Source organism: Cronobacter universalis NCTC 9529 (genome assembly GCF_001277175.1).
GTDB lineage: Bacteria > Pseudomonadota > Gammaproteobacteria > Enterobacterales > Enterobacteriaceae > Cronobacter > Cronobacter universalis.
In genome coordinates this window covers 3848798-3874843 of record NZ_CP012257.1, presented here as the reverse complement: position 1 = coordinate 3874843, position 26046 = coordinate 3848798, and the positions used below count along the sequence as shown (strand labels likewise).

17 protein-coding genes, 1 tRNA gene and 3 rRNA genes are annotated in these 26046 nt (G+C 56.5%); 16 read left to right on the top strand and 5 right to left on the bottom strand.

Going from position 1 to position 26046, the window contains the following annotated elements; translation table 11 throughout:
* Window positions 1-36 precede the first annotated feature (36 nt).
* From rsmB to def, 3 genes are all read right to left on the bottom strand, one after another.
* Window positions 37-1326 carry a 16S rRNA (cytosine(967)-C(5))-methyltransferase RsmB gene (gene rsmB / locus AFK65_RS17820; protein WP_038858800.1) on the bottom strand — a complete coding sequence of 430 codons (1290 nt, stop codon included), beginning with the start codon at window positions 1324-1326 and terminating at the stop codon, window positions 37-39.
* Window positions 1327-1394: 68 nt separating this feature from the next.
* Window positions 1395-2342 carry a methionyl-tRNA formyltransferase gene (fmt, locus tag AFK65_RS17815; protein ID WP_038858795.1) on the bottom strand — a complete coding sequence of 316 codons (948 nt, stop codon included), beginning with the start codon at window positions 2340-2342 and terminating at the stop codon, window positions 1395-1397.
* Between the two features lie 18 nt (window positions 2343-2360).
* A complete protein-coding gene (gene def / locus AFK65_RS17810) occupies window positions 2361-2876 on the bottom strand; it encodes a peptide deformylase (RefSeq protein ID WP_007702442.1) in 516 nt (171 codons plus the stop codon).
* Window positions 2877-3005: 129 nt separating this feature from the next.
* On the opposite strand from def, the gene dprA reads away from it, so the two are divergent.
* From dprA to AFK65_RS17780, 6 genes are read left to right on the top strand one after another with little or no spacing between them, the layout of a single operon-like run.
* A complete protein-coding gene (dprA, locus tag AFK65_RS17805) occupies window positions 3006-4118 on the top strand; it encodes a DNA-protecting protein DprA (protein WP_007702438.1) in 1113 nt (370 codons plus the stop codon).
* Window positions 4090-4563, top strand: coding sequence for a DUF494 family protein Smg (smg, locus tag AFK65_RS17800; RefSeq protein ID WP_004388634.1), 474 nt, complete (start codon window positions 4090-4092; stop codon window positions 4561-4563). The genes dprA and smg overlap by 29 nt, the downstream gene beginning before the upstream one ends.
* Before the next feature lie 22 nt (window positions 4564-4585).
* A complete protein-coding gene (locus tag AFK65_RS17795) occupies window positions 4586-5143 on the top strand; it encodes a DNA topoisomerase family protein (protein WP_032804985.1) in 558 nt (185 codons plus the stop codon).
* The gene (gene tsaC / locus AFK65_RS17790; RefSeq protein ID WP_007702427.1) at window positions 5133-5705 is read left to right on the top strand and encodes an L-threonylcarbamoyladenylate synthase type 1 TsaC; all 573 of its coding nucleotides are present in this window, start codon (window positions 5133-5135) and stop codon (window positions 5703-5705) included. Before AFK65_RS17795 ends, tsaC begins: the two co-directional genes overlap by 11 nt.
* A 3-nt stretch (window positions 5706-5708) precedes the next feature.
* Window positions 5709-6527: a shikimate dehydrogenase gene (aroE, locus tag AFK65_RS17785; RefSeq protein ID WP_007702424.1), complete on the top strand. Its 819-nt coding sequence runs from the start codon at window positions 5709-5711 to the stop codon at window positions 6525-6527.
* A complete protein-coding gene (locus AFK65_RS17780) occupies window positions 6524-6781 on the top strand; it encodes a DUF1488 family protein (protein WP_038858798.1) in 258 nt (85 codons plus the stop codon). The genes aroE and AFK65_RS17780 overlap by 4 nt, the downstream gene beginning before the upstream one ends.
* Here AFK65_RS17780 and AFK65_RS17775 read toward each other — a convergent pair.
* Window positions 6757-7314: a gamma carbonic anhydrase family protein gene (locus AFK65_RS17775; protein ID WP_007702419.1), complete on the bottom strand. Its 558-nt coding sequence runs from the start codon at window positions 7312-7314 to the stop codon at window positions 6757-6759. The genes AFK65_RS17780 and AFK65_RS17775 overlap by 25 nt on opposite strands.
* 476 nt (window positions 7315-7790) lie before the next feature.
* Here AFK65_RS17775 and AFK65_RS17770 point away from each other — a divergent pair.
* From AFK65_RS17770 to aceK, 8 genes are all read left to right on the top strand, one after another.
* A 16S ribosomal RNA gene (locus tag AFK65_RS17770) occupies window positions 7791-9333 on the top strand.
* 79 nt (window positions 9334-9412) lie between these two features.
* Window positions 9413-9488, top strand: a tRNA-Glu gene (locus AFK65_RS17765).
* Between the two features lie 202 nt (window positions 9489-9690).
* A 23S ribosomal RNA gene (locus AFK65_RS17760) occupies window positions 9691-12592 on the top strand.
* A gap of 92 nt (window positions 12593-12684) precedes the next feature.
* Window positions 12685-12800: ribosomal RNA gene (gene rrf / locus AFK65_RS17755) — 5S ribosomal RNA — on the top strand.
* Together the 16S, 23S and 5S rRNA genes with 1 tRNA gene alongside form the textbook arrangement of a ribosomal RNA operon.
* 268 nt (window positions 12801-13068) lie before the next feature.
* A complete protein-coding gene (gene metA / locus AFK65_RS17750; protein ID WP_007702416.1) occupies window positions 13069-13998 on the top strand; it encodes a homoserine O-acetyltransferase MetA in 930 nt (309 codons plus the stop codon).
* 272 nt (window positions 13999-14270) lie between these two features.
* Window positions 14271-15869 (top strand): malate synthase A, encoded by a 1599-nt coding sequence (aceB, locus tag AFK65_RS17745; RefSeq protein ID WP_038856143.1) that lies wholly within the window; start codon window positions 14271-14273, stop codon window positions 15867-15869.
* A gap of 33 nt (window positions 15870-15902) precedes the next feature.
* Complete coding sequence (gene aceA / locus AFK65_RS17740; RefSeq protein ID WP_007702409.1) at window positions 15903-17210, top strand: isocitrate lyase; 1308 nt, start codon at window positions 15903-15905, stop codon at window positions 17208-17210.
* 175 nt (window positions 17211-17385) lie between these two features.
* On the top strand, window positions 17386-19176 hold the full coding sequence (gene aceK / locus AFK65_RS17735; RefSeq protein ID WP_038856145.1) for a bifunctional isocitrate dehydrogenase kinase/phosphatase: 1791 nt from the start codon (window positions 17386-17388) through the stop codon (window positions 19174-19176).
* Window positions 19177-19219: 43 nt separating this feature from the next.
* Here the strand turns inward: aceK and iclR are convergent, their stop codons facing one another.
* A complete protein-coding gene (gene iclR / locus AFK65_RS17730; RefSeq protein WP_004387513.1) occupies window positions 19220-20056 on the bottom strand; it encodes a glyoxylate bypass operon transcriptional repressor IclR in 837 nt (278 codons plus the stop codon).
* Between the two features lie 197 nt (window positions 20057-20253).
* Between iclR and metH the strand changes: the two genes are divergently transcribed.
* Together metH and AFK65_RS17720 are read left to right on the top strand one after the other, a co-directional pair.
* Complete coding sequence (gene metH / locus AFK65_RS17725) at window positions 20254-23937, top strand: methionine synthase (RefSeq protein ID WP_038856147.1); 3684 nt, start codon at window positions 20254-20256, stop codon at window positions 23935-23937.
* A gap of 471 nt (window positions 23938-24408) precedes the next feature.
* Window positions 24409-26040, top strand: coding sequence for a Na/Pi cotransporter family protein (locus tag AFK65_RS17720; protein WP_038856148.1), 1632 nt, complete (start codon window positions 24409-24411; stop codon window positions 26038-26040).
* Window positions 26041-26046: the final 6 nt, after the last annotated feature.

The window sequence follows — 26046 nt, the reverse complement described above, 5'->3', positions numbered from 1 at the left end:
ATGCTTCACCCATCCAGGGCCGCCTGCGGGGCCCGATCACTTTTTGATTAGCTTAGCGTAAAAGAAGCCATCGCCTTCGGCCGCGCCGGGAAGATTCTGTATACCTGGCGTTTGCGCCGAACCCGTACCGTCCAGCTGCGCATTCGGCGTTCGGGTTAAAAACGCCCGAATCTGTTCGCTGTTTTCTTCCGGCAAAATGGAACAGGTCGCATACAGCAATGTACCGCCCGGTTTGAGGTGCGGCCAGATAGCGTCGAGAATATCAGACTGCAACTGCGCCAGCTCACTGATATCAGAATCACGACGCAGCCATTTAATATCCGGGTGACGACGAATCACGCCGGTCGCGGAGCAGGGCGCATCAAGAAGGATCCGGTCAAATTGCGTATCGCCGCACCAGGTTGCCGGGAAGCGGCCATCGCCCACTTTAACGTCGGCCTTCATCTTCAAACGCTTGAGATTTTCATAGACTCGGGAAATACGCTGCGCGTCCACATCGACGGCCATTACGCTGGCCTGCGGCGCGGCTTCCAGAATATGCGTAGTTTTTCCGCCAGGTGCGGCGCACAGATCGAGAATCGTCTCGCCGTTTTGCGGCGCTAATAGTTCGACGCAGCCCTGTGCCGAGGCGTCCTGCACAGTAACCCAACCCTGATCAAAGCCTGGCAGCGTGCTAACCGGCGCCGGCGCCTCAAGGCGTATGGCGTCCGGGTAGCGCGGGTGGATATGGCCCGCCATCCCTTGTTCTTCCAGCAGCTTAAGCCACTCGTCGCGGGAATGGTGCTGACGATTGACGCGCAGCCACATCGGCGGCCGTTCGTTATTGGCTTCCACAACCGCTTGCCACTCCTGGGGCCAGGCGGTTTGAAGCCTGTTCAGTAACCACATCGGGTGTAACCAGCGCGCATCCTGACCGGCGAATTCAGCCAGCAGTTCGTCCTGCTGGCGCTGAAACTGGCGCAACACGCCGTTAATTAGCCCCTTAAACTGCATGCGTTTAATAGCCACCGCGCCTTCTACCGTTTCAGCCAGCGCCGCGTGTGGCGGGATACGGGTATAAAGAAGCTGATACAAGCCCACCATGATCAAATAATGGATGGTACGTTGTTTACCCGTCATCGGGCGCGACATCAGTTTATTGATAAGCCATTCCTGCTGCGAGAGCGTACGCAGAACGCCGAAACAGAGTTCCTGTAACAGCGCTTTGTCTTTATCAGAGACTTTATGCTGAAGCGGCGGCAGAACGGTACTGAGGGACTGGCCTTTTTCGACTACCTGTTCGATAGCCTGCGCCGCCAGGCTGCGGAGATTAATGGATTTTTTCATAGCCACGGGCAGGTTGACCTGCATCTGAAATAAAAAGGCCCGGAAAACCGGGCTGTTAATGCCGTCGCTCAGGCAAGAATAGCGCCTGGCGTAAACCACTCCCGGCGGGAGTTTAAAAGATCCTGCGCTGACATCGGTTTTTTACCCGCAGGCTGGAGCTCTTCCAGATTAAGGATGCCATCCGCTGTCGCTATCTGGATCCCCTGTCTACCTGCATCGAGGATAGCGCCAGGAGTCGCGTTACTCTGCTGACGGATAACCGATGCTTTCCAGACTTTCACTGGCTGATCCTCAACCATGAAAAAGCTAACAGGCCAGGGGTTAAACGCACGGATACAGCGTTCAAGCTGCGCGGCGGAAAGCGTCCAGTCGAGGCGGGCCTCTTCTTTACTGAGCTTCTCAGCATATGTTGCCTGCGCGTCATCCTGTTTTTCAGGAACCGCGCGGCCCGTTGCAAGATCCTCAAGCGTGGCGAGCAGCCCTTGCGGGCCCAGCTGCGCCAGCTTGTCATACAGCGAGGCGCTGGTGTCGTCGGCAGTAATCGGGCAGGAGAGCTTATGCAGCATGTCCCCGGTGTCGAGCCCTTTGTCCATCTGCATGATAGTCACGCCGGTTTCTGAATCGCCCGCCCACAGCGAACGCTGAATAGGCGCCGCGCCGCGCCAGCGCGGCAGCAGCGAGCCGTGTACGTTAATACAGCCGAGGCGGGGCATGGCGAGCACCGCTTCCGGAAGAATCAAACCGTAAGCGACGACCACCATCACATCAGCATTGAGCGCGGACACCAGTTCCTGGTTCTCCGCAGGACGCAGCGATTTTGGCTGAAAGACCGGGATGTCATTTTCTTGCGCCAGCACTTTTACCGGCCCTGGCAGCAGCTTTTTGCCGCGGCCCGCCGGGCGATCTGGCTGAGTGAAAACGCCAACTACCTGATGCGAAGAGGACAACAGCGCGTCAAGGTGACGCGCTGCGAAATCCGGCGTACCGGCGAAAATAATGCGAAGTGACTCGGACACGTTATTCCCTGTCTTTATTTAACCTGCGGCTTTCGCCTTCATGCGATCCAGTTTTTCAACTTTCTGGCGAATACGCTGACGCTTCATCGGCGACAGATAATCAATAAACAGTTTACCGACCAGATGATCCATTTCATGCTGGATACAAATGGCCAGCAGGCCGTCAGCTTCCAGTTCAAACGATTTGCCGTTGCGGTCAAGCGCGCGGATTTTCACTTTCTCGGCGCGCGGCACAAAAGCGCGTTGCTCCGGGATAGACAGGCAGCCTTCTTCAATGCCGGTTTCGCCGGACTGTTCCAGCAGCTCAGGGTTAATAAGCACCAGGCGCTCATCGCGGTTTTCGGAAACATCAATCACGATAATACGCTGATGAATATCCACCTGGGTTGCGGCAAGCCCAATGCCTTCTTCGGCGTACATCGTGTCGAACATATCATCAACGATACGCTGAATATCTGCATTAACTTCTTTAACCGGTTCAGCGACGATGCGAAGCCGCTCGTCCGGAATATGTAATACCTGCAAAACTGACATAAATTTCCAGAGCTGTATTCAAGAGTTGAAAGGATCTTAACCTCTATTCTAGACAAATCCCCCTTTGATTGACAGCATCAGCAACGAATCACAGGGATTAGAGAACGGCGGCTGGCGGGGGATAGCGCGATGTCACCAACAGAGATTTGGTTACGCCTGATGGCGGTGTATAGCCTGAGCGGTGAGACAATGGTTCGGGCTTTCCAGTGCCTGCAAAATATGCCCGACGATACCGCGGATGCTTTACGGCTGGCGGGGCTCAATATAAAGCAACGAACGCTCTTTTTTGGCTATCCGCAGGCGAGGCTTGAGGCGGCTCTGCGCTGGCTTGAAATGCCGGGGCATCATTTACTTACCGCGCTCTCCCCGCATTATCCCGTTTCTCTGCGTGTGATTGAATGGTTCCCGGGCGCGTTGCTGGTGGCAGGCGATCCCAGGGCATTGACCCGACAGCAGCTGGCTGTCGTCGGTAGCCGCCATCATTCGTGGTATGGCGAGCAGTGGGGCAGCAAACTCTGTTATGCGCTTGCGGAGAGCGGCCTTACCTTAACCAGCGGGCTTGCGCTGGGGATAGACGCTATCGCGCACCGCAGCGCGCTCAAGGCGCAGGGGAAAACTATCGCCGTGCTGGGCAACGGCCTGATGCAGGTGTACCCGGCGCGTCACCGCAAACTGGCGGAGGAGATCATTGAGCAAGGCGGAGCGCTGGTGTCAGAGTTCCCTTTTGAGGCGCAGCCCCGGCCTGCGCATTTCCCAAGGCGTAATCGTATCATCAGCGGATTAAGCGTCGGCGTGCTGGTGGTCGAAGCGGCCTTACGCAGCGGCTCACTGGTTACCGCCCGGTGCGCGCTGGAGCAGGGGCGCGAAGTTTTCGCACTGCCGGGCCCTCTCGGTAACCCCGGCTGTGAAGGGCCGCACTGGTTGATTAAGCAAGGCGCTATCGCCGTTACGCATCCTCAGGACATTATCGATTATTTACAAAACGAGCTGCCCTGGCTCACGACTGTTAATTATTCACCGGATCAAGAGGAAGGTGCATTGCCATTTCCCGAGCTGTTGGCTAACGTAGGAGATGAGGTTACACCTGTTGACGTCGTCGCTGAACGTGCCGGCCAACCTGTGCCATTGACGGTAGCCCAGCTACTCGAACTGGAGTTAGCAGGATGGATCGCAGCTGTACCCGGCGGCTATGTCCGAGTGAGGAGGGCAGGCCATGTTCGACGTACTAATGTATTTGTTTGAAACCTATATCCATAACGAAGCTGAGATGCGCGTTGACCAGGATAAGCTGACGCGGGACCTGACGGATGCGGGTTTTGATCAGGAAGATATCTTTAATGCGCTGTTATGGCTGGAAAAGCTGGCGGATTATCAGGATGGTCTTTCCGCGCCGATGCAACTGGCGTCGGATCCACTCTCAATGCGTATTTATACCGCAGAAGAGTGCCAGCGGCTGGACGCCAGCTGTCGGGGGTTCCTGCTGTTTCTGGAACAAATTCAGGTGCTGAATCTCGAGACTCGTGAGATGGTCATTGAGCGTGTCATGGCGCTGGATACCGCCGAGTTTGATTTAGAAGATCTCAAGTGGGTCATCCTGATGGTGCTTTTCAACATTCCCGGATGCGAAAATGCCTATCAACAAATGGAAGAACTGCTCTTTGAAGTGAATGACGGTATGCTGCACTGAATTTTCAGCGCGGTGGTGAATTATGGCAAGGTCAGCACTCTTTTCAGTGCCCAAACACGAGCCCTGCCCAAAATGCGGGGCTGAACTTCTTATCCGTTCCGGGAAGCATGGTCCTTTCCTGGGATGTTCACAGTATCCTGAGTGTGATTACGTCCGCCCGCTGAAAGGCCAGGCGGACGGTCACATCGTCAAAGTGCTCGAAGGCCAGCAATGCCTGGCATGTGACGCGACGCTTGTGCTACGGCAGGGGCGTTTTGGCATGTTTATCGGGTGCAGCCGTTACCCTGAGTGCGAGCACACCGAGCAGATCGACAAACCGGACGAAACCGCATTACGCTGTCCACAGTGCAGCGACGGTCATCTGGTTCAGCGTCGGTCGCGCTTTGGCAAAACCTTCTATTCATGCGATCGCTATCCGGAATGCCAGTTTGTGATTAATACCAGACCGGTGGCTGGCGAGTGCCCGGAATGCCATTATCCCCTCCTTACAGAAAAGAAAACCGCGCAGGGCATGAAACGCTTTTGCGCCAGTAAACAATGTGGAAAGCCGGTAACGGCGGAAAAAGACAGTGAAGAATAATCAGCCTGCGGACGCGATATCGTCTATTGTCGACGTCCTTAAAAAAGAACAAGTCATCGCTTATCCAACTGAAGCAGTCTTTGGCGTCGGGTGCGATCCCGACAGCGAAACCGCCGTAAAACGTCTGCTTGAGTTAAAACAGCGTCCAATGGAAAAAGGGCTTATCCTGATTGCGGCGAATTTTGAGCAACTTAAGCCTTATATTGACGACGCGGCATTAACGTCAGAACAGCGTGAAGCGGTATTTGCCTGCTGGCCTGGGCCTGTCACGTTTGTATTTCCGGCAAAGCCGTCAACGCCACGCTGGCTGACCGGTCGTTTCGACTCGCTTGCGGTTCGTGTCACGAATCATCCGCAGGTAATTACGCTGTGCGAAGCCTTTGGCAAGCCGCTGGTGTCGACCAGCGCCAATCTTTCCGGGCTTGAACCATGCCGTACGGCGCAGGAAGTACTGGCACAGTTTGGCGATGATTTCCCTGTGCTGCATGGCGCAACGGGTGGTCGACAAAATCCTTCCGAGATCCGTGATGCGCTGACGGGTGAACTTTTCCGACAAGGGTAACGCATGAAAACCTACGCTGTTTTTGGTAACCCGGTCTCGCACAGTAAATCGCCGTTTATTCACCAGCAATTTGCGCAGCAGTTACAGATTACGCATCCGTATGGCCGCGTGCTGGCGCCGCTTGATAACTTTGTAAAGACGCTGGAAGACTTCTTCAGCACAGGTGGAAAGGGCGCAAACGTGACGGTGCCTTTTAAAGAACAGGCGTTTGCCCGCGCCGATGAGCTGACGGAAAGAGCGGCGCTTGCCGGTGCGGTCAATACGCTGAAGCGGCTCGAGGACGGGCGTTTACTGGGCGACAACACGGATGGTATTGGTCTTTTAAGCGATCTTGAGCGCCTCGGCATGATCCAGCCACGTTACCGGATCCTTCTGGTGGGTGCTGGCGGCGCGGCGCGGGGCGTCTTGTTGCCTCTGCTGTCGCTGGATTGCGCTGTAAGCATTACTAACCGCACCTTTGCCCGCGCGCAGGAACTGGCGACGCTCTTCAGTCACACTGGCAGCGTGAGCGCCGTCGCGCTTGAAGATCTGGCTGGTCATGAGTTCGATCTTATTATTAATGCCACTTCCAGCGGGATTCATGGCGAAATCCCGGCGCTCCCGTCTTCGCTGCCAGGTAAAACAACGAAATGCTATGACATGTTTTACCAGAAAGGGTTGACGCCTTTTCTTGCATGGTGTCATGCGCAGGGCGCAACGCAACTGGCGGATGGGCTGGGGATGCTGGTGGGCCAGGCGGCGCATGCGGTTTTGCTCTGGCATGGCGTCCTGCCGGAAGTTGTGCCGGTGATTGAAAAGCTCAGGCAGGAGCTGGCGCAATGAACCAGGCGATTCAGTTCCCGGATCGTGAGCAGTGGGATGAACAGCGACAGGCCGTGTGTTTTCCGGCGCTGGTCAATGGACTGGTTCTTACCTGTGCGATTCCACAGTCTGTGCTGGTGGCTCGCTTCTCAGGAAAATCGCCAGAAGATTGGATAGCCGCTTTTCGCCAGCACCGTTGGGATCTTGAGGAAGAAGCTGAGCAGCTTATCGCTGCTCAGGAAGAGGATAATCAGGGGTGGGTCTGGCTCTCCTGAGCCAGATACTCATCTTTCCACTTCACATAGTTATTCGCCGAATAGCGCAGCCCTTCGCGCTCCGCGTCTTTTAAAGGGCGAATCTGTTTTACCGGGCTGCCGAGATACAGGTAGCCGCTTTCCAGACGCTTATTCTGCGGCACCAGGCTTCCGGCGCCTATCATCACGTCATCTTCTATAATGGCGCCGTCAAGCACGATCGATCCCATGCCGACCAGCACGCGATTGCCAATGGTGCAGCCATGCAGCATGACCTTATGCCCGACCGTAACGTCTTCGCCAATGACGAGCGGATTACCGTCAGGGTTATAAGAAGACTTGTGCGTGACATGTAAGACGCTGCCATCCTGAATATTGGTGCGCGCGCCAACGGCAACGTAATTGACATCGCCCCGAATGACCACCAGAGGCCAGACGCCGACATCGTCAGCCAGCCTGACATCGCCAATCACTACGCTCGAACTATCAACCATCACGCGCTGCCCTGTGGCGGGAAAGGTATTTTTATAAGGACGTAATACAGAAGAAGACATAGTCGCCTCGGTTTCTTATCAATCGTAAGAAGACTTTGGTTGGATTTAGAGCGGTGTGCAAGCGTAAATGCGCCTGTTCGTTGAGCAGATCGCGCGGGATCGCAGCAATAAGCATGAAAAAACAGCAGTTGAAAGAAAATATCGAAAAAAGGGTTGTGCTGAAAACTGAGATCCCTATAATGCGCCTCCATCGAGACGGCAATGTGAAGCACTTCACGAAATTGCTAAAGCGATGAGAGAAAAATCCTGAAATTAAGGGTTGACTCTGAAAGAGGAAAGCGTAATATACGCCACCTCGCGACAGCAGGCTGAACGCCGCGTCGCACCGCTCTTTAACAATTTATCAGACAATCTGTGTGGGCACTCGGGGCACTGATATCTTAACGTCTACGGACGATAAACGAATATCAAGTCTCAAGTGAACAACAGTTAATTCATTACGAACTAACAGTTTAATTCTTTGAGCATCAGACTTTTAATTGAAGAGTTTGATCATGGCTCAGATTGAACGCTGGCGGCAGGCCTAACACATGCAAGTCGAACGGTAACAGGGAGCAGCTTGCTGCTCTGCTGACGAGTGGCGGACGGGTGAGTAATGTCTGGGAAACTGCCTGATGGAGGGGGATAACTACTGGAAACGGTAGCTAATACCGCATAACGTCTTCGGACCAAAGTGGGGGACCTTCGGGCCTCATGCCATCAGATGTGCCCAGATGGGATTAGCTAGTAGGTGGGGTAACGGCTCACCTAGGCGACGATCCCTAGCTGGTCTGAGAGGATGACCAGCCACACTGGAACTGAGACACGGTCCAGACTCCTACGGGAGGCAGCAGTGGGGAATATTGCACAATGGGCGCAAGCCTGATGCAGCCATGCCGCGTGTATGAAGAAGGCCTTCGGGTTGTAAAGTACTTTCAGCGAGGAGGAAGGGATTGTGGTTAATAACCGCAGTCATTGACGTTACTCGCAGAAGAAGCACCGGCTAACTCCGTGCCAGCAGCCGCGGTAATACGGAGGGTGCAAGCGTTAATCGGAATTACTGGGCGTAAAGCGCACGCAGGCGGTCTGTTAAGTCAGATGTGAAATCCCCGGGCTCAACCTGGGAACTGCATTTGAAACTGGCAGGCTTGAGTCTCGTAGAGGGGGGTAGAATTCCAGGTGTAGCGGTGAAATGCGTAGAGATCTGGAGGAATACCGGTGGCGAAGGCGGCCCCCTAGACGAAGACTGACGCTCAGGTGCGAAAGCGTGGGGAGCAAACAGGATTAGATACCCTGGTAGTCCACGCCGTAAACGATGTCGACTTGGAGGTTGTGCCCTTGAGGCGTGGCTTCCGGAGCTAACGCGTTAAGTCGACCGCCTGGGGAGTACGGCCGCAAGGTTAAAACTCAAATGAATTGACGGGGGCCCGCACAAGCGGTGGAGCATGTGGTTTAATTCGATGCAACGCGAAGAACCTTACCTGGTCTTGACATCCAGAGAATCCTGCAGAGATGCGGGAGTGCCTTCGGGAACTCTGAGACAGGTGCTGCATGGCTGTCGTCAGCTCGTGTTGTGAAATGTTGGGTTAAGTCCCGCAACGAGCGCAACCCTTATCCTTTGTTGCCAGCACGTGATGGTGGGAACTCAAAGGAGACTGCCGGTGATAAACCGGAGGAAGGTGGGGATGACGTCAAGTCATCATGGCCCTTACGACCAGGGCTACACACGTGCTACAATGGCGCATACAAAGAGAAGCGAACTCGCGAGAGCAAGCGGACCTCATAAAGTGCGTCGTAGTCCGGATTGGAGTCTGCAACTCGACTCCATGAAGTCGGAATCGCTAGTAATCGTGGATCAGAATGCCACGGTGAATACGTTCCCGGGCCTTGTACACACCGCCCGTCACACCATGGGAGTGGGTTGCAAAAGAAGTAGGTAGCTTAACCTTCGGGAGGGCGCTTACCACTTTGTGATTCATGACTGGGGTGAAGTCGTAACAAGGTAACCGTAGGGGAACCTGCGGTTGGATCACCTCCTTACCTGAAAGATACAACCTCGTAGTGCTCACACAGATTGTCTGATAGAAAGTAAAGAAGCAGGGTTGTCTGCGAAAGCGAAGTCCCTTTCGTCTAGAGGCCCAGGACACCGCCCTTTCACGGCGGTAACAGGGGTTCGAATCCCCTAAGGGACGCCACCTGCTGGTAATGAGTGAAAGGCGTTACCGATTAATATCTCAAAACTGACTGTAAAGTCACGTTTGAGATATTTGCTCTTTAACAATCCGGAACAAGCTGAAAATTGAAACAGACACGCTGTTGCATTCTTCCGTAAACAAGGAATGCGCGGTGTGTCAGAGTCTCTCAAACTCGCAGCGCGAAGACTTCTTCGGGTTGTGAGGTTAAGCGAACAAGCGTACACGGTGGATGCCCTGGCAGTCAGAGGCGATGAAGGACGTGCTAATCTGCGAAAAGCGCCGGTAAGGTGATATGAACCGTTATAACCGGCGATGTCCGAATGGGGAAACCCGGTGCACTTCGGTGCATCATCGTTTGATGAATACATAGTCAAACGAGGCGAACCGGGGGAACTGAAACATCTAAGTACCCCGAGGAAAAGAAATCAACCGAGATTCCCCCAGTAGCGGCGAGCGAACGGGGAACAGCCCAGAGCCTGAATCAGCGTGTGTGTCAGTGGAACGGTCTGGAAAGGCCGGCGATACAGGGTGACAGCCCCGTACACGAAGGCACACAGGTTGTGAGCTCGATGAGTAGGGCGGGACACGTGATATCCTGTCTGAAGATGGGGGGACCATCCTCCAAGGCTAAATACTCCTGACTGACCGATAGTGAACCAGTACCGTGAGGGAAAGGCGAAAAGAACCCCGGCGAGGGGAGTGAAACAGAACCTGAAACCGTGTACGTACAAGCAGTGGGAGCCTTCGTAAGAGGGTGACTGCGTACCTTTTGTATAATGGGTCAGCGACTTATATTCTGTAGCAAGGTTAACCGCATAGGGGAGCCGAAGGGAAACCGAGTCTTAATTGGGCGTTAAGTTGCAGGGTATAGACCCGAAACCCGGTGATCTAGCCATGGGCAGGTTGAAGGTTGGGTAACACTAACTGGAGGACCGAACCGACTAATGTTGAAAAATTAGCGGATGACCTGTGGCTGGGGGTGAAAGGCCAATCAAACCGGGAGATAGCTGGTTCTCCCCGAAAGCTATTTAGGTAGCGCCTCGTGAACTCATCTCCGGGGGTAGAGCACTGTTTCGGCTAGGGGGCCATCCCGGCTTACCAACCCGATGCAAACTGCGAATACCGGAGAATGTTATCACGGGAGACACACGGCGGGTGCTAACGTCCGTCGTGAAGAGGGAAACAACCCAGACCGCCAGCTAAGGTCCCAAAGTCATGGTTAAGTGGGAAACGATGTGGGAAGGCCCAGACAGCCAGGATGTTGGCTTAGAAGCAGCCATCATTTAAAGAAAGCGTAATAGCTCACTGGTCGAGTCGGCCTGCGCGGAAGATGTAACGGGGCTAAACCATGCACCGAAGCTGCGGCAGCGACACTATGTGTTGTTGGGTAGGGGAGCGTTCTGTAAGCCTGTGAAGGTGTGCTGTGAGGCATGCTGGAGGTATCAGAAGTGCGAATGCTGACATAAGTAACGATAAAGCGGGTGAAAAGCCCGCTCGCCGGAAGACCAAGGGTTCCTGTCCAACGTTAATCGGGGCAGGGTGAGTCGACCCCTAAGGCGAGGCCGAAAGGCGTAGTCGATGGGAAACAGGTTAATATTCCTGTACTTGGTGTTACTGCGAAGGGGGGACGGAGAAGGCTATGTCGGCCGGGCGACGGTTGTCCCGGTTTAAGCGTGTAGGCTGACTTTCCAGGCAAATCCGGAAAGTTAAGGCTGAGGCGTGATGACGAGGCACCACGGTGCTGAAGTGACAAATGCCCTGCTTCCAGGAAAAGCCTCTAAGCATCAGGTAACATCAAATCGTACCCCAAACCGACACAGGTGGTCAGGTAGAGAATACCAAGGCGCTTGAGAGAACTCGGGTGAAGGAACTAGGCAAAATGGTGCCGTAACTTCGGGAGAAGGCACGCTGACATGTAGGTGAAGCCCCTGCGGGTGGAGCTGAAGTCAGTCGAAGATACCAGCTGGCTGCAACTGTTTATTAAAAACACAGCACTGTGCAAACACGAAAGTGGACGTATACGGTGTGACGCCTGCCCGGTGCCGGAAGGTTAATTGATGGGGTTATCGCAAGAGAAGCTCCTGATCGAAGCCCCGGTAAACGGCGGCCGTAACTATAACGGTCCTAAGGTAGCGAAATTCCTTGTCGGGTAAGTTCCGACCTGCACGAATGGCGTAATGATGGCCAGGCTGTCTCCACCCGAGACTCAGTGAAATTGAACTCGCTGTGAAGATGCAGTGTACCCGCGGCAAGACGGAAAGACCCCGTGAACCTTTACTACAGCTTGACACTGAACATTGAGCCTTGATGTGTAGGATAGGTGGGAGGCTTTGAAGCGTGGACGCCAGTCTGCGTGGAGCCAACCTTGAAATACCACCCTTTAATGTTTGATGTTCTAACCTGGCGCCGTGATCCGGCGTGGGGACAGTGTCTGGTGGGTAGTTTGACTGGGGCGGTCTCCTCCCAAAGTGTAACGGAGGAGCACGAAGGTCAGCTAATCCTGGTCGGACATCAGGAGGTTAGTGCAATGGCATAAGCTGGCTTGACTGCGAGAGTGACGGCTCGAGCAGGTGCGAAAGCAGGTCATAGTGATCCGGTGGTTCTGTATGGAAGGGCCATCGCTCAACGGATAAAAGGTACTCCGGGGATAACAGGCTGATACCGCCCAAGAGTTCATATCGACGGCGGTGTTTGGCACCTCGATGTCGGCTCATCACATCCTGGGGCTGAAGTAGGTCCCAAGGGTATGGCTGTTCGCCATTTAAAGTGGTACGCGAGCTGGGTTTAGAACGTCGTGAGACAGTTCGGTCCCTATCTGCCGTGGGCGCTGGAGAATTGAGGGGGGCTGCTCCCAGTACGAGAGGACCGGAGTGGACGCATCACTGGTGTTCGGGTTGTCATGCCAATGGCACTGCCCGGTAGCTAAATGCGGAAGAGATAAGTGCTGAAAGCATCTAAGCACGAAACTTGCCCCGAGATGAGTTCTCCCTGAGACTATAAGTCTCCTGAAGGAACGTTGAAGACGACGACGTTGATAGGCCGGGTGTGTAAGCGCAGCGATGCGTTGAGCTAACCGGTACTAATGAACCGTGAGGCTTAACCTTACAACGCCAAAGAAGTCTGGCGTGTTGAGAGAGATATTCAGCTTGTGACGGATAAACGTTCATGGCGTAAAGCGGTGGACGAACAGAATTTGCCTGGCGGCTGTAGCGCGGTGGTCCCACCTGACCCCATGCCGAACTCAGAAGTGAAACGCCGTAGCGCCGATGGTAGTGTGGGGCCTCCCCATGCGAGAGTAGGGAACTGCCAGGCATCAAATAAAGAACCCCTCAGCGCCGCTGAGGGGTTTTTGCTTTTATAGCTCAAAAATCCCCATTTCAGCCCTTTTAATGCGGCTGCGCCGTTCGTCGGTTTTACCATCGCTCACGACTTTTTACCTGCTTCTTATACTTAACAACGCAGGTCCGCCCTGTGAAACATTTTCACCTTTCGTACTCCCGCTCGACATTCGCGCCATTCCTGGTTATTGTTGGCTGTCTGGATGTCTAAACGTATAAACGTATGTTGTGAGGAAAAGGTTATGCCGATTCGGGTGCCTGATGAGTTACCAGCCGTCAATTTTCTGCGTCAGGAAAATGTCTTCGTGATGACCACGTCACGCGCCAGCGTTCAGGAGATTCGACCGCTTAAAGTTCTTATCCTGAATCTGATGCCCAAGAAAATCGAAACGGAAAATCAGTTCCTGCGGCTTCTCTCTAACTCCCCTCTGCAGGTGGATATTCGCCTGCTGCGTATCGACAGCCGTGAATCACGCAACACGCCTGCGGAGCATCTCAACAACTTCTACTGTAATTTTGAAGATATCTGCGACGACAACTACGATGGTCTCATCGTGACCGGCGCGCCGCTGGGCCTCGTTGAGTTTAACGATGTCGCCTACTGGCCGCAGATCCAGCAGGTGCTCGAGTGGGCGAAAGAGCACGTGACCTCCACGCTTTTCGTCTGTTGGGCCGTCCAGGCGGCGCTAAATATCCTCTATGGCATCCCCAAGCAGACGCGCCAGGAGAAAATCTCCGGCGTTTACGAGCATCACATTACGCAGCCGCACGCGCTGCTGACTAAAGGGTTTGACGATACTTTCCTGGCGCCGCATTCACGCTATGCCGATTTCCCGGCGGCGCTTATCCGCGACTACACCGATCTCGATATTCTGGCCGAATCGGAAGAGGGCGACGCCTACCTGTTCGCCAGCAAAGACAAACGTATTGCGTTCGTTACCGGCCACCCGGAGTACGACGCCCTGACGCTTGCCGGCGAGTATTTCCGCGACGTTGAGGCTGGTCTGGCGCCGCGCGTGCCGTATAACTATTTCCCGAATGACGACCCGACCAAAACGCCGCGCGCCACCTGGCGCAGCCACGGTAATCTGCTCTTCACCAACTGGCTCAATTACTATGTGTATCAGATCACGCCATACGATCTGCGCCATATGAATCCCACGCTCGAGTAATCTCCCGCGCACGCGATCCTTAAGCGTTTCAGCACTCTTGATCAGGCACCTTCGGGTGCCTTTTTTGTTTTTGAAAACCACTTCAGCCAATCAAGATACTTTATTCTTTTTCTAATCAGCTAATTAGAATGAATATTTTATTAAAATGGAAATTGTTTTTGATTTTAGAAAAAGAATGAGTAGTCTTAATGATGCTGTACGAAATCTGAACGCATGAGATCGCGTACGCCTGCTATGGGGAATCTTTTGGATCAAAACCGAGGAGCGCTGCTATGAATCAACAGGCAATGACCGCAGAACTGGCTTTCAGCCAGCCTTTTGGCGACCAGGAACGGCAGATCCTGACGCCGGAAGCCGTCGACTTTCTTACCGAACTGGTGGCGCGCTTCACGCCGCAACGCAATAGCCTGCTTGCCGCACGTCAGCAAGTGCAGAAAGAAATTGATGGCGGAAAGCTGCCTGACTTTCTTTCGGAAACGGCTTCCATCAGAAATGGCGACTGGAAAATTCGCGGCATTCCTGACGATCTCCTCGACCGCCGGGTCGAGATAACCGGCCCGGTTGAGCGCAAGATGGTCATCAACGCGCTTAATGCTAACGTCAAAGTGTTTATGGCGGATTTCGAGGATTCGCTGGCGCCCGCGTGGAGTAAAGTCATTGAGGGGCAAATCAACCTGCGTGATGCGATAAAAGGCACGATTACCTGGACCAACGAGGCGGGCAAAATTTATCAGCTCAGGCCGAATCCTGCGGTCCTGATCTGCCGCGTGCGCGGCCTGCATCTGCCTGAAAAACATGTCACCTGGCGCGACGAGCCTGTGCCTGGCAGCCTGTTCGATTTCGCGCTCTACTTCTTCCACAACTATAAAAATCTGCTGGCCAAAGGCAGCGGCCCCTATTTCTACCTGCCAAAAACGCAGTCCTGGCAGGAGGCGGCCTGGTGGAGCGAAGTCTTCAGCTATGCCGAAGATCGCTTTAACCTGCCGCGCGGCACCATCAAAGCCACGCTGCTTATTGAAACCCTGCCTGCCGTGTTCCAGATGGACGAGATCCTGCACGCGCTGCGCGATCATATCGTCGGCCTCAACTGCGGCCGCTGGGATTACATCTTCAGCTATATCAAAACCCTTAAAAACCACCCCGACCGCGTTCTGCCGGACAGACAATCCGTCACCATGGATAAGCCCTTCCTGAGCGCTTATTCGCGGCTCCTCATTAAAACCTGCCACCGCCGCGGCGCGTTCGCGATGGGCGGTATGGCCGCGTTCATCCCGAGCAAAGATACCGAGCGCAACAACTGGGTGCTTAACAAAGTGAAGGCGGATAAAGAGCTGGAAGCCGCGAACGGTCACGACGGCACCTGGATTGCTCACCCCGGTCTTGGCGATACGGTCATGGCGGTTTTTGACGCTGCGCTTGGCGAGCATAAAAACCAGCTGCATGTATTGCGTGAAGACGACGCGCCCATCACCGCCGCGCAGCTGCTTGAGCCATGCCCCGGCGAGCGTACGGAAGAAGGGATGCGCGCCAATATTCGCGTGGCGGTGCAATACATCGAAGCGTGGATTTCCGGCAACGGCTGCGTACCGATTTATGGCCTGATGGAAGATGCCGCGACGGCGGAAATTTCACGCACCTCCATCTGGCAGTGGATACACCATCAGAAAACGCTCAGCAACGGCAGCAAAGTCACTAAAGATCTGTTCCGCCAGATGCTGGCCGAAGAGATGCGGGTCATTCAGGAGGAGCTTGGCGAACAGCGCTACAGCCACGGCCGTTTTGACGAGGCCGCGCGTCTGATGGAGCAAATCACCACGTCTGATGAACTCATCGACTTCCTGACGCTGCCGGGCTATCGCCTGCTTGCCTGACCTACACCACCACAACAACACGGAGCATCTGCCATGACAACAACACGTACCCAACAGATTCAGCAGTTAGAGCAGGAATGGACAAACCCGCGCTGGGAAGGCATTCGCCGCCCCTATAGCGCGCAGGACGTGGTGAAATTACGCGGTTCGGTCAATCCGGAATGCACGCTGGCGCAGCTTGGCGCGGCAAGAATGTGGCGTCTGCTGCACGGCGAGTCGAAAAAGGGCTACGTCAACAGCCTGGGCGCGCTGACCGGCGGGCAGGCATTGCAGCAGGCGAAAGCGGGGATCGAGGCGGTCTATCTTTCCGGCTGGCAGGTCGCGGCGGACGCCAACCTTGCCGCCAGCATGTATCCGGACCAGTCGCTCTATCCGGCGAACTCCGTACCTGCGGTGGTTGAGCGGATCAACAACACGTTTCGTCGCGCCGATCAGATCCAGTGGGCCGCGGGCATTGAGCCTGGCGATCCGCGCTATGTCGACTATTTTCTGCCGATCGTGGCCGATGCCGAGGCGGGCTTTGGCGGCGTGTTGAATGCGTTCGAGCTGATGAAAGCGATGATTGAAGCCGGTGCCGCGGCGGTGCACTTTGAAGATCAGCTCGCCTCGGTGAAAAAGTGCGGCCATATGGGCGGCAAAGTGCTGGTACCCACCCAGGAAGCTATCCAGAAGCTTGTCGCCGCACGGCTCGCGGCCGACGTTATGGGCGTTCCGACGCTATTGATTGCGCGCACCGATGCCGATGCGGCGGATCTCATCACCTCCGACTGCGATCCGTATGACAGCGAATTCATTACCGGCGAACGCACCAGCGAAGGCTTCTTCCGCACCCGCGCGGGCGTCGAGCAGGCGATCAGCCGTGGGCTCGCCTATGCGCCGTACGCGGATCTGGTGTGGTGTGAAACCTCCACGCCGGATCTCGACCAGGCGCGACGCTTCGCCGAAGCTATCCATGCCCGTTTCCCCGGCAAGCTGCTGGCCTATAACTGCTCGCCGTCGTTCAACTGGAAGAAAAAGCTTGATGACAAAACCATCGCGTCTTTCCAGGAAGAGCTGTCGGCGATGGGCTACAAATACCAGTTCATCACGCTCGCGGGTATTCACAGCATGTGGTTCAACATGTTCGATCTCGCCCACGCTTATGCCCAGGGCGAAGGGATGCGGCATTACGTCGAGAAAGTGCAGCAGCCGGAATTCGCCGCGGGCAAAGAGGGTTACACCTTCGTGTCGCACCAGCAGGAGGTGGGCACCGGTTACTTTGATAATGTCACGACCATTATCCAGGGCGGCGTGTCATCCGTGACGGCGTTAACCGGCTCGACCGAAGAAGCGCAGTTCTGACGCTGCTTTAAGGTGCGCATCCCCTGGTTGCGATGGCGGGTGCGCGTCGCTTACCCGCCCTACAACCGTTTTGATCCTGTGTAGGGTGGATAAGCGCAGCGCATCCACCGCGTTCTCATGATGGGTGCGCGTGACTTATCTGCCATACCTTTATTTTCACACACGGAGCCTGCCTATGCCGCCGCGTGGACTGGAGCTACTCATCGCCCAAACCATCCTGCAGGGGTTTGACGCGCAATATGGTCGTTTTCTGGAAATTACCGCGGGCGCGCAGCATCGCTTCGAGCAGGCCGACTGGCACGCCGTTCAGCAGGCGATGAAAAGCCGCATCCACCTCTACGATCACCACGTCGGGCTGGTGGTCGAGCAGCTGCGCTGCATTATGGAAGGCAAGGCCACCGATCCCGATTTTCTGCTGCGCGTGAAGCGCCATTACACCGACTTGCTTCCCGATTACCCACGCTTTGAAATTGCTGAAAGCTTTTTTAATTCCGTTTATTGCAGGCTGTACGACCACCGCTCGCTGACGCCGGACAGGCTGTTTATATTCAGCTCCCAGCCCGAGCGACGTTTTCGCACCATGCCGCGGCCGCTCGCGAAAAATTTTTTCCCGGAGCAGGGCTGGCAGCCGCTTCTTACCACCTTGCTCACCGATCTCCCGTTGCGCCTGCCGTGGCAGGATCTGGCGCGCGACGTTCGCTATATCATCACGCACCTGAATGAGACACTCGGCCCGGCGCGCCTCGCGCAGGCGCATCTGGAGGTGGCGAACGAACTCTTCTACCGCAATAAAGCCGCCTGGCTGGTGGGAAAACTGCGCCTGCCTGACGCCACATTGCCTTTTCTGCTGCCTGTCCATCGCAGCGACGACGGCGAACTGTTTGTCGATACCTGCCTCACCGGCAGCGCTGGTGCGAGCATCGTTTTCGGCTTCGCCCGCTCTTATTTCATGGTGTACGCGCCGCTACCCGCCGCGCTTGTCGAATGGCTGCGTGAGATCCTGCCGGGCAAAACCACGGCCGAACTCTATATGGCGATTGGCTGCCAGAAACACGCCAAAACCGAAAGCTACCGCGAATATCTCCACTATCTGCGTCACGCCGACGAGCAGTTTATCGAGGCGCCAGGCATTCGCGGCATGGTGATGCTGGTATTTACGCTGCCGGGGTTTGATCGCGTCTTTAAAGTCATCAAAGACAGCTTCGCCCCGCAAAAAGAGATGAGCGAAGCGCATGTGCGCGCCTGCTACCAGCTGGTGAAAGAGCACGACCGCGTCGGGCGCATGGCGGATACTCAGGAGTTTGAAAACTTCGTCATTGAAAAACGCCGTATCAGCCCGGAACTGATGGCGCTGCTGCAACAGGAAGTCGGGCAGAAGCTCACCGACATGGGCGATAAAATCTCCATCAGCCATCTCTATATTGAACGCCGGATGGTGCCGCTCAATATCTGGCTGGAGCAGGCGACGGGCCAGCAGTTGCGCGACGCCATCGAAGAGTATGGCAACGCCATCCGCCAGCTCGCCGCGGCTAATATCTTCCCCGGCGACATGCTGTTTAAAAACTTCGGCGTCACGCGCCACGGGCGGGTCGTGTTCTACGATTACGACGAGATCTGCTACATGACCGAAGTAAACTTTCGCGATATCCCGCCGCCGCGCTACCCGGAGGACGAGCTCAGCGCCGAGCCCTGGTACAGCGTAGCGCCCGGCGACGTCTTCCCGGAGGAGTTTCGCCACTGGCTCTGCGCCGACCCGAAAATCGGCCCGCTGTTTGAGGAGATGCACAGCGATCTGTTCAGCGCCAGCTACTGGCGCGCGCTACAGACGCGCATTCGGGAAGGGTATGTGGAAGATGTGTACGCGTACCGCCGCCGCCAGCGCTTTTGCGTGCGCTGGAAAAACCACAACGGCCACCCGGAGGCAGCCGTTTCAGCAATTGCGCCCTCTGCGGTGGGCGAGGGCTAAAGCGAAGGCGTCAGGCGGAGAACCTCTGACGCCCGCAAGCCATTTAACGAACGCCGCCGAAAGCCTGCGTCACTTCTTTCGCCGCGCGGATCACCATTGCGCCTAACTCCGTCACGCGATCGTCGGTCATGCGCGAAATCGGGCCGGAGATAGAGATCGCGGCGAACGCCTCGTGGTGCTCGTCGTAAATACAGGCGGCCACGCAGCGCAGGCCAAGCGCGTGCTCTTCATCATCAAACGAATAACCGCGTTTGCGCGTCTGGGCGAGATCGTCTTTCAGGTGCGCGGGCGCCACCAGCGTCGCGTGTGTATAGGCTTTCAGCCCCTGGCGGTGCAGCAACGCGGAAACATCCTCATCGCTTAACTGCGACAGAAACGCTTTGCCGGCGCCGGAGGCGTGCATCGGCAGCTTGCCGCCAATCGGCGCGGACATGCGCATCAGCTGGGTACACTGTACCTGGTCGATAATAATCGCCTGATGGTCGCTCTTATCCAGCACCGCAAGGTTGACGGTTTCGCCGGACTCTTCCATCAGTTTGCGCAGAATCGGGTGCACAATCGCCAGCAGGTTGCGGCTTTGCAGAAAACTGCTGCCGATAATAAAGGCGTGCGCGCCGATGGCCCAGTGGCCTAAATCGCCGACCTGCCGCACAAAGCCCAGCTGCTGCATCGTCGTCAGGAGGCGGTGAGTGGTGGAATTCGGCAATCCGGCCTGCTGCGCCAGCTCCGTCAGCGCCACGCTACCCTGCGATTCAGCTATCCACTCCAGCAGTTTCAGGCCGCGCGTGAGCGACTGCACCTGGCCCGTCGCCTGCGGGGCGGCGGCAGCGGCGGCGTTGCGGGGCTTTTTACCACGTTTGGCGGGTACGGTAGCGACCATAGCGGCCTCCTTTTCTGTATCGTGGAAATCATTTTCGTTTTATTTGGCGATAATGCAACCGCCAGGCAACTCATCGGAGCAGTGAATAATGAACATGTCTCAAGTTGCCGCCGCGCGCCTTTCCCGCCCGATCGCTTTATGCCAGTATGGTTTGCTGGCCTTTCCGGCCTGGGTTTTGTCGAGTATCAGGAGCAAATGTGAGTAGCAAATCTGAACAGCTGCACCGGCAATTAGCGGAACGCATTATGGTGCTGGACGGCGGTATAGGCACCATGATCCAGAGCTATCGTCTGGATGAAGAGGATTTCCGCGGCGAGCGTTTCGCCGACTGGCCGTGCGATCTAAAAGGCAACAACGACCTGCTGGTACTCACTAAGCCAGATATCATCGCCGCTATCCACTACGCCTACTTTGAAGCGGGCGCCGATATCATCGAGACCAACACCTTTAACTCGACGACCATCGCGATGGCCGATTACCAGATGGAATCGCTGTCGGCGGAAATCAACTACGAAGCCGCGAAGCTGGCCCGCGCCTGCGCCGATGAATGGACGGCGCGCACGCCGGAAAAACCGCGTTATGTGGCAGGTGTGTTAGGGCCCACTAACCGTACAGCCTCGATTTCTCCTGATGTGAACGACCCGGCCTTCCGTAATATTACTTTTGATCAGCTGGTGGACGCTTACCGCGAATCCACGCGGGCGCTGATAGAAGGCGGCTCGGATCTGATTCTTATCGAAACGGTCTTCGATACGCTTAACGCCAAGGCCGCGATCTTCGCCGTGAAGGCGGAGTTCGACGCGCTCGGCGTCGAGCTGCCCATCATGATCTCCGGCACGATCACCGACGCTTCCGGCCGCACGCTATCGGGCCAGACCACCGAAGCGTTTTATAACTCGCTGCGCCACGCCGATGCGCTCACTTTCGGCCTTAACTGCGCGCTGGGCCCGGACGAACTGCGTCAGTACGTGGCGGAGCTGTCGCGAATCGCGGAATGCTACGTTACCGCGCATCCCAACGCGGGCCTGCCGAACGCCTTCGGCGAATATGATTTAGACGCCGATGTGATGGCCGCGCAAATCCGCGAATGGGCGGAATCGGGCTTCTTGAATATCGTCGGCGGCTGCTGCGGCACCACGCCGGAACATATCGCCGCCATGAGCCGCGCCGTGGAGGGGTTGCCGCCGCGCAAACTGCCGGATATTCCCGTCGCCTGCCGCCTGGCGGGCCTTGAGCCGCTCAACATCGGCGACGACTCGCTGTTTGTGAACGTCGGCGAGCGCACCAACGTCACCGGCTCGGCCAAATTTAAGCGCTTAATCAAAGAAGAGAAATACAGCGAAGCGCTGGATGTGGCGCGCCAGCAGGTCGAAAACGGCGCGCAGATTATCGATATCAACATGGATGAAGGGATGCTCGACGCCGAAGCGGCGATGGTGCGCTTCCTCAACCTTATCGCGGGCGAACCAGATATCGCCCGCGTGCCGATTATGATCGACTCGTCAAAATGGGACGTTATCGAGAAAGGCCTGAAATGCATTCAGGGCAAAGGCATCGTTAACTCGATCTCCATGAAAGAGGGCGTCGGGGCGTTTGTGCATCACGCGAAACTGGTGCGCCGCTACGGCGCGGCGGTGGTGGTGATGGCGTTTGACGAAGTGGGCCAGGCCGACACCCGCGAGCGCAAAATAGAGATCTGCCGCCGCGCCTATCAAATCCTCACCGAAGAGGTCGGCTTCCCGCCGGAAGATATTATCTTCGACCCGAACATTTTCGCGGTCGCGACCGGCATCGATGAACACAACAACTACGCGCAGGATTTTATCGGCGCATGTGAAGATATTAAACGCGAGCTGCCGCATGCGCTGATCTCCGGCGGCGTCTCCAACGTTTCCTTCTCGTTTCGCGGCAACGACCCGGTGCGCGAGGCGATCCACGCCGTGTTCCTCTACTACGCCATCCGCAACGGCATGGACATGGGCATCGTTAACGCCGGACAGCTGGCGATTTACGACGATCTGCCCACCGAGCTGCGCGACGCGGTAGAAGACGTCATCCTTAATCGCCGCGCCGATGGTACCGAGCGGCTGCTGGCGCTTGCCGAAAAGTACCGCGGCAGCAAAGCGGACAGCGCCGCTGACGCTCAGCAGGCCGAGTGGCGCTCGTGGGATGTCAAAAAGCGCCTCGAATATTCGCTGGTCAAAGGCATTACCGAGTTTATCGAGCAGGATACCGAAGAGGCGCGCCAGCAGGCGGAACGTCCTATTCAGGTGATTGAAGGCCCGCTGATGGACGGCATGAACGTGGTCGGCGATCTGTTCGGCGAGGGGAAAATGTTCCTGCCGCAGGTGGTGAAATCCGCTCGCGTCATGAAGCAGGCGGTGGCGTACCTGGAACCATACATTCAGGCCAGTAAGGAAGTGGGCAAGAGCAACGGCAAAATCGTGCTCGCGACCGTGAAAGGCGACGTGCACGACATCGGCAAAAATATCGTCGGCGTGGTGTTGCAGTGTAATAACTACGAGATTATCGATCTCGGCGTGATGGTGCCGACGGATAAAATCCTCAAAACCGCGCGTGAAGTAAACGCCGATATCATCGGGCTCTCCGGGCTTATCACGCCGTCGCTCGATGAGATGGTGAACGTGGCGAAAGAGATGGAGCGTCAGGGCTTTACCCTGCCGCTGCTGATCGGCGGCGCGACCACCTCGAAAGCCCATACGGCGGTGAAAATCGAGCAGAACTACAGCGGGCCGACGGTCTATGTTCAGAACGCGTCGCGCACCGTGGGCGTGGTCTCTTCGCTGCTCTCCGACACGCTGCGTGACGATTTCGTCGCGCGCACCCGCAAAGAGTATGAAACCGTGCGTATCCAGCACGGGCGAAAAAAACCGCGCACGCCGCCGGTGACGCTCGCCGCCGCGCGTGAAAACGATCTGGCGTTCGACTGGGAAAGCTACACGCCGCCCGTCGCGCACCGTCCGGGCGTCGAAGAGGTGGTGGCGAGCATCGAGACGCTGCGTAATTACATCGACTGGACGCCGTTCTTTATGACCTGGTCGCTCGCCGGGAAATATCCGCGCATTCTGGAAGATGAGATTGTGGGCGAGGAGGCGCAGCGGCTATTTAAAGACGCCAACGAGATGCTCGACAAACTGAGCGCCGAAAAATCCCTGACGCCGCGCGGCGTGGTGGGACTTTTCCCGGCGAACCGCGTCGGCGACGATATCGAAATTTACCGTGACGAGACGCGTACGCATGTGTTGTCAGTAAGTCATCACTTACGTCAGCAGACCGAGAAAGTGGGCTTTGCGAACTATTGTCTGGCGGATTTTGTGGCCCCGAAACACAGCGGCAAAGCCGATTACCTCGGCGCGTTCGCCGTGACCGGCGGGCTGGAGGAGGACGCGCTGGCGGAGGCCTTCGACGCGCGGCACGATGATTATAATAAAATCATGGTGAAAGCGGTGGCTGACCGTCTGGCGGAAGCGTTCGCCGAGTATCTGCATGAGCGCGTGCGTAAAGTGCTGTGGGGCTACGCGCCTTATGAAAACCTCAGCAATGAGGAGCTCATCCGCGAAAATTATCAGGGCATCCGCCCGGCGCCCGGCTATCCGGCCTGCCCGGAGCACACCGAGAAATCAGTTATCTGGGATCTGCTGGACGTGGAAAACCGCATCGGCATGAAGCTCACGGAGTCCTACGCGATGTGGCCAGGGGCCTCGGTTTCCGGCTGGTATTTCAGTCACCCGGAAAGTAAATATTTCGCCGTGGCGCAGATCCAGCGCGACCAGGTGGAAGATTACGCGCAGCGCAAAGGGATGAGCGTGAGCGAGGTGGAGCGGTGGCTTGCGGCGAACCTCGGTTACGACGCGGATTAGTTTCGCACCAGACCCGTAAGACGAACACGCTGGTGGGCGCGCGTTGCTTACCCACCCTACAACGGATTAGACCCGTAAGATGAACACGCTGGTGGGTGCGCGTTGCTTACCCACCCTACAATGGATTAGACCCGTAAGATGAACACGCTGGTGGGTGCGCGTTGCTTACCCACCCTACAATGGATTAGACTCGTAAGATGAACACGCTGGTGGGTGCGCGTTGCTTACCCACCCTACAACACATTAGACCTCTAAGATGAAACGTAGGGCGGGTAAGCGTAGCGCACCCGCCTTTCCGTCATCACCCAACACCCGCCTTTTCCTCATCACCCGCCATCTCCGGCATCATCCCGCGCCTGACTGTCTCTGATATCCCCACCGTCCAATACTTCCTCCGGTTAATTACTTATACTCATCAAAGGAGCGGAGACGTATCTGCTTCTTAGGAAAACACAACGATAAGGAGAAGCCGTGTTAACGCTGTTACACCTGCTTTCTGCTGTGGCGCTGCTGGTCTGGGGCACTCACATCGTGCGTACCGGCGTCATGCGCGTCTTCGGCGCGCGCTTAAGAAGCGTGCTCAGCCGCAGCGTTGAGAAAAAACCGCTCGCCTTCTGCGCGGGCATCGGCGTGACGGCGCTGGTGCAGAGCAGCAACGCCACCACGCTGCTTGTCACTTCGTTCGTCGCGCAGGATCTGGTGGCGCTCACGCCCGCGCTGGTCATTGTGCTCGGCGCGGATGTCGGTACGGCGCTCATGGCGCGCGTGCTCACCTTCGATCTCTCGTGGCTCTCGCCGCTGCTGATTTTTATCGGCGTCATCTTCTTTCTGGGCCGTAAACAGAGCCGCGCCGGCCAGATGGGGCGCGTCGCTATCGGCCTTGGGCTGATTTTGCAGGCGCTGGAGCTTATCGTGCAGGCGGTCACGCCCATCACCCAGGCCTCCGGCGTGCAGGTGATTTTCGCCTCGCTCACCGGCGATATCATGCTCGACGCGCTAATCGGCGCCATGTTCGCGGTCATCAGCTACTCAAGCCTGGCGGCGGTTCTGCTGACCGCCACGCTCAACGCCACGGACGTCATCTCATTTCAGGTGGCGCTCTGCCTGGTGATTGGCGCGAACCTCGGCTCCGGCCTGCTGGCGATGCTCAATAACGGCGCCGCCAGCCCGGCGGCGCGGCGCGTGGCGCTCGGCAGTCTGCTGTTTAAGCTGGTGGGCAGCCTGCTGGTGCTGCCTTTCGTGCCGCTGCTGGCGCAAACCCTCCATAAGCTGCCGCTGGAGGAGTCGGAACTGGTTATCTATTTCCACGTTTTCTACAACCTCATTCGCTGCCTCGTGATGGTGCCCTTCGCGGGCATGATGGCGCGCCTCTGCCAGCGCATCATTCCCGACGCCCCGGAAACCGATCTGCGCATGAAGCCGCGGCATCTTGACCCGAGCGCGCTCGACACGCCGGCGCTGGGGCTCGCCAACGCCGCGCGCGAAACGCTGCGCATCGGCGACGTGCTGGAGCAGATGCTGGAGGTCTACGGCAAAGTGATGCACGGCGAACCGCGCCAGGAGAAAACGCTGCGGCGGCTCGCCGACGACGTGGATGTGCTCTACACCGCCATCAAGCTCTATATGGCGCGCATGCCGAAAGAGGATCTGGCTGAAGAGGAGGCGAAACGCTGGGCGGAAATTATTGAAATGTCGCTGAACCTCGAACAGGCGGCGGATATTCTGGAGCGTATGGGCAGCGAAGTGGCGAACAAATCGCTGGCCGCGCGCCGCGCGTTTTCACCGGAAGGCGTGAAAGAGCTGGATACCCTGCTGGAGAAACTGACCGCCAACCTGAAGCTCAGCCTGTCGGTCTTTTTCGCGGGAGACGTGCAAAGCGCTCGCCGTCTGCGGCGCCATAAACACCGTTTTCGCATCCTCAACCGCCGCTACGCCCATGCGCATGTGGACCGACTGCATCAGCAAAATGTGCAGAGTATTGAAACCAGCTCGCTGCATCTGGGGCTGCTTGGCGATATGAAGCGCCTGAACTCACTGTTCTGCGCCGTGGCTTACAGCATTCTCGAACAGCCGGATGACGATGAGGAGCGGCTGGAAGAGTAGCCTTAC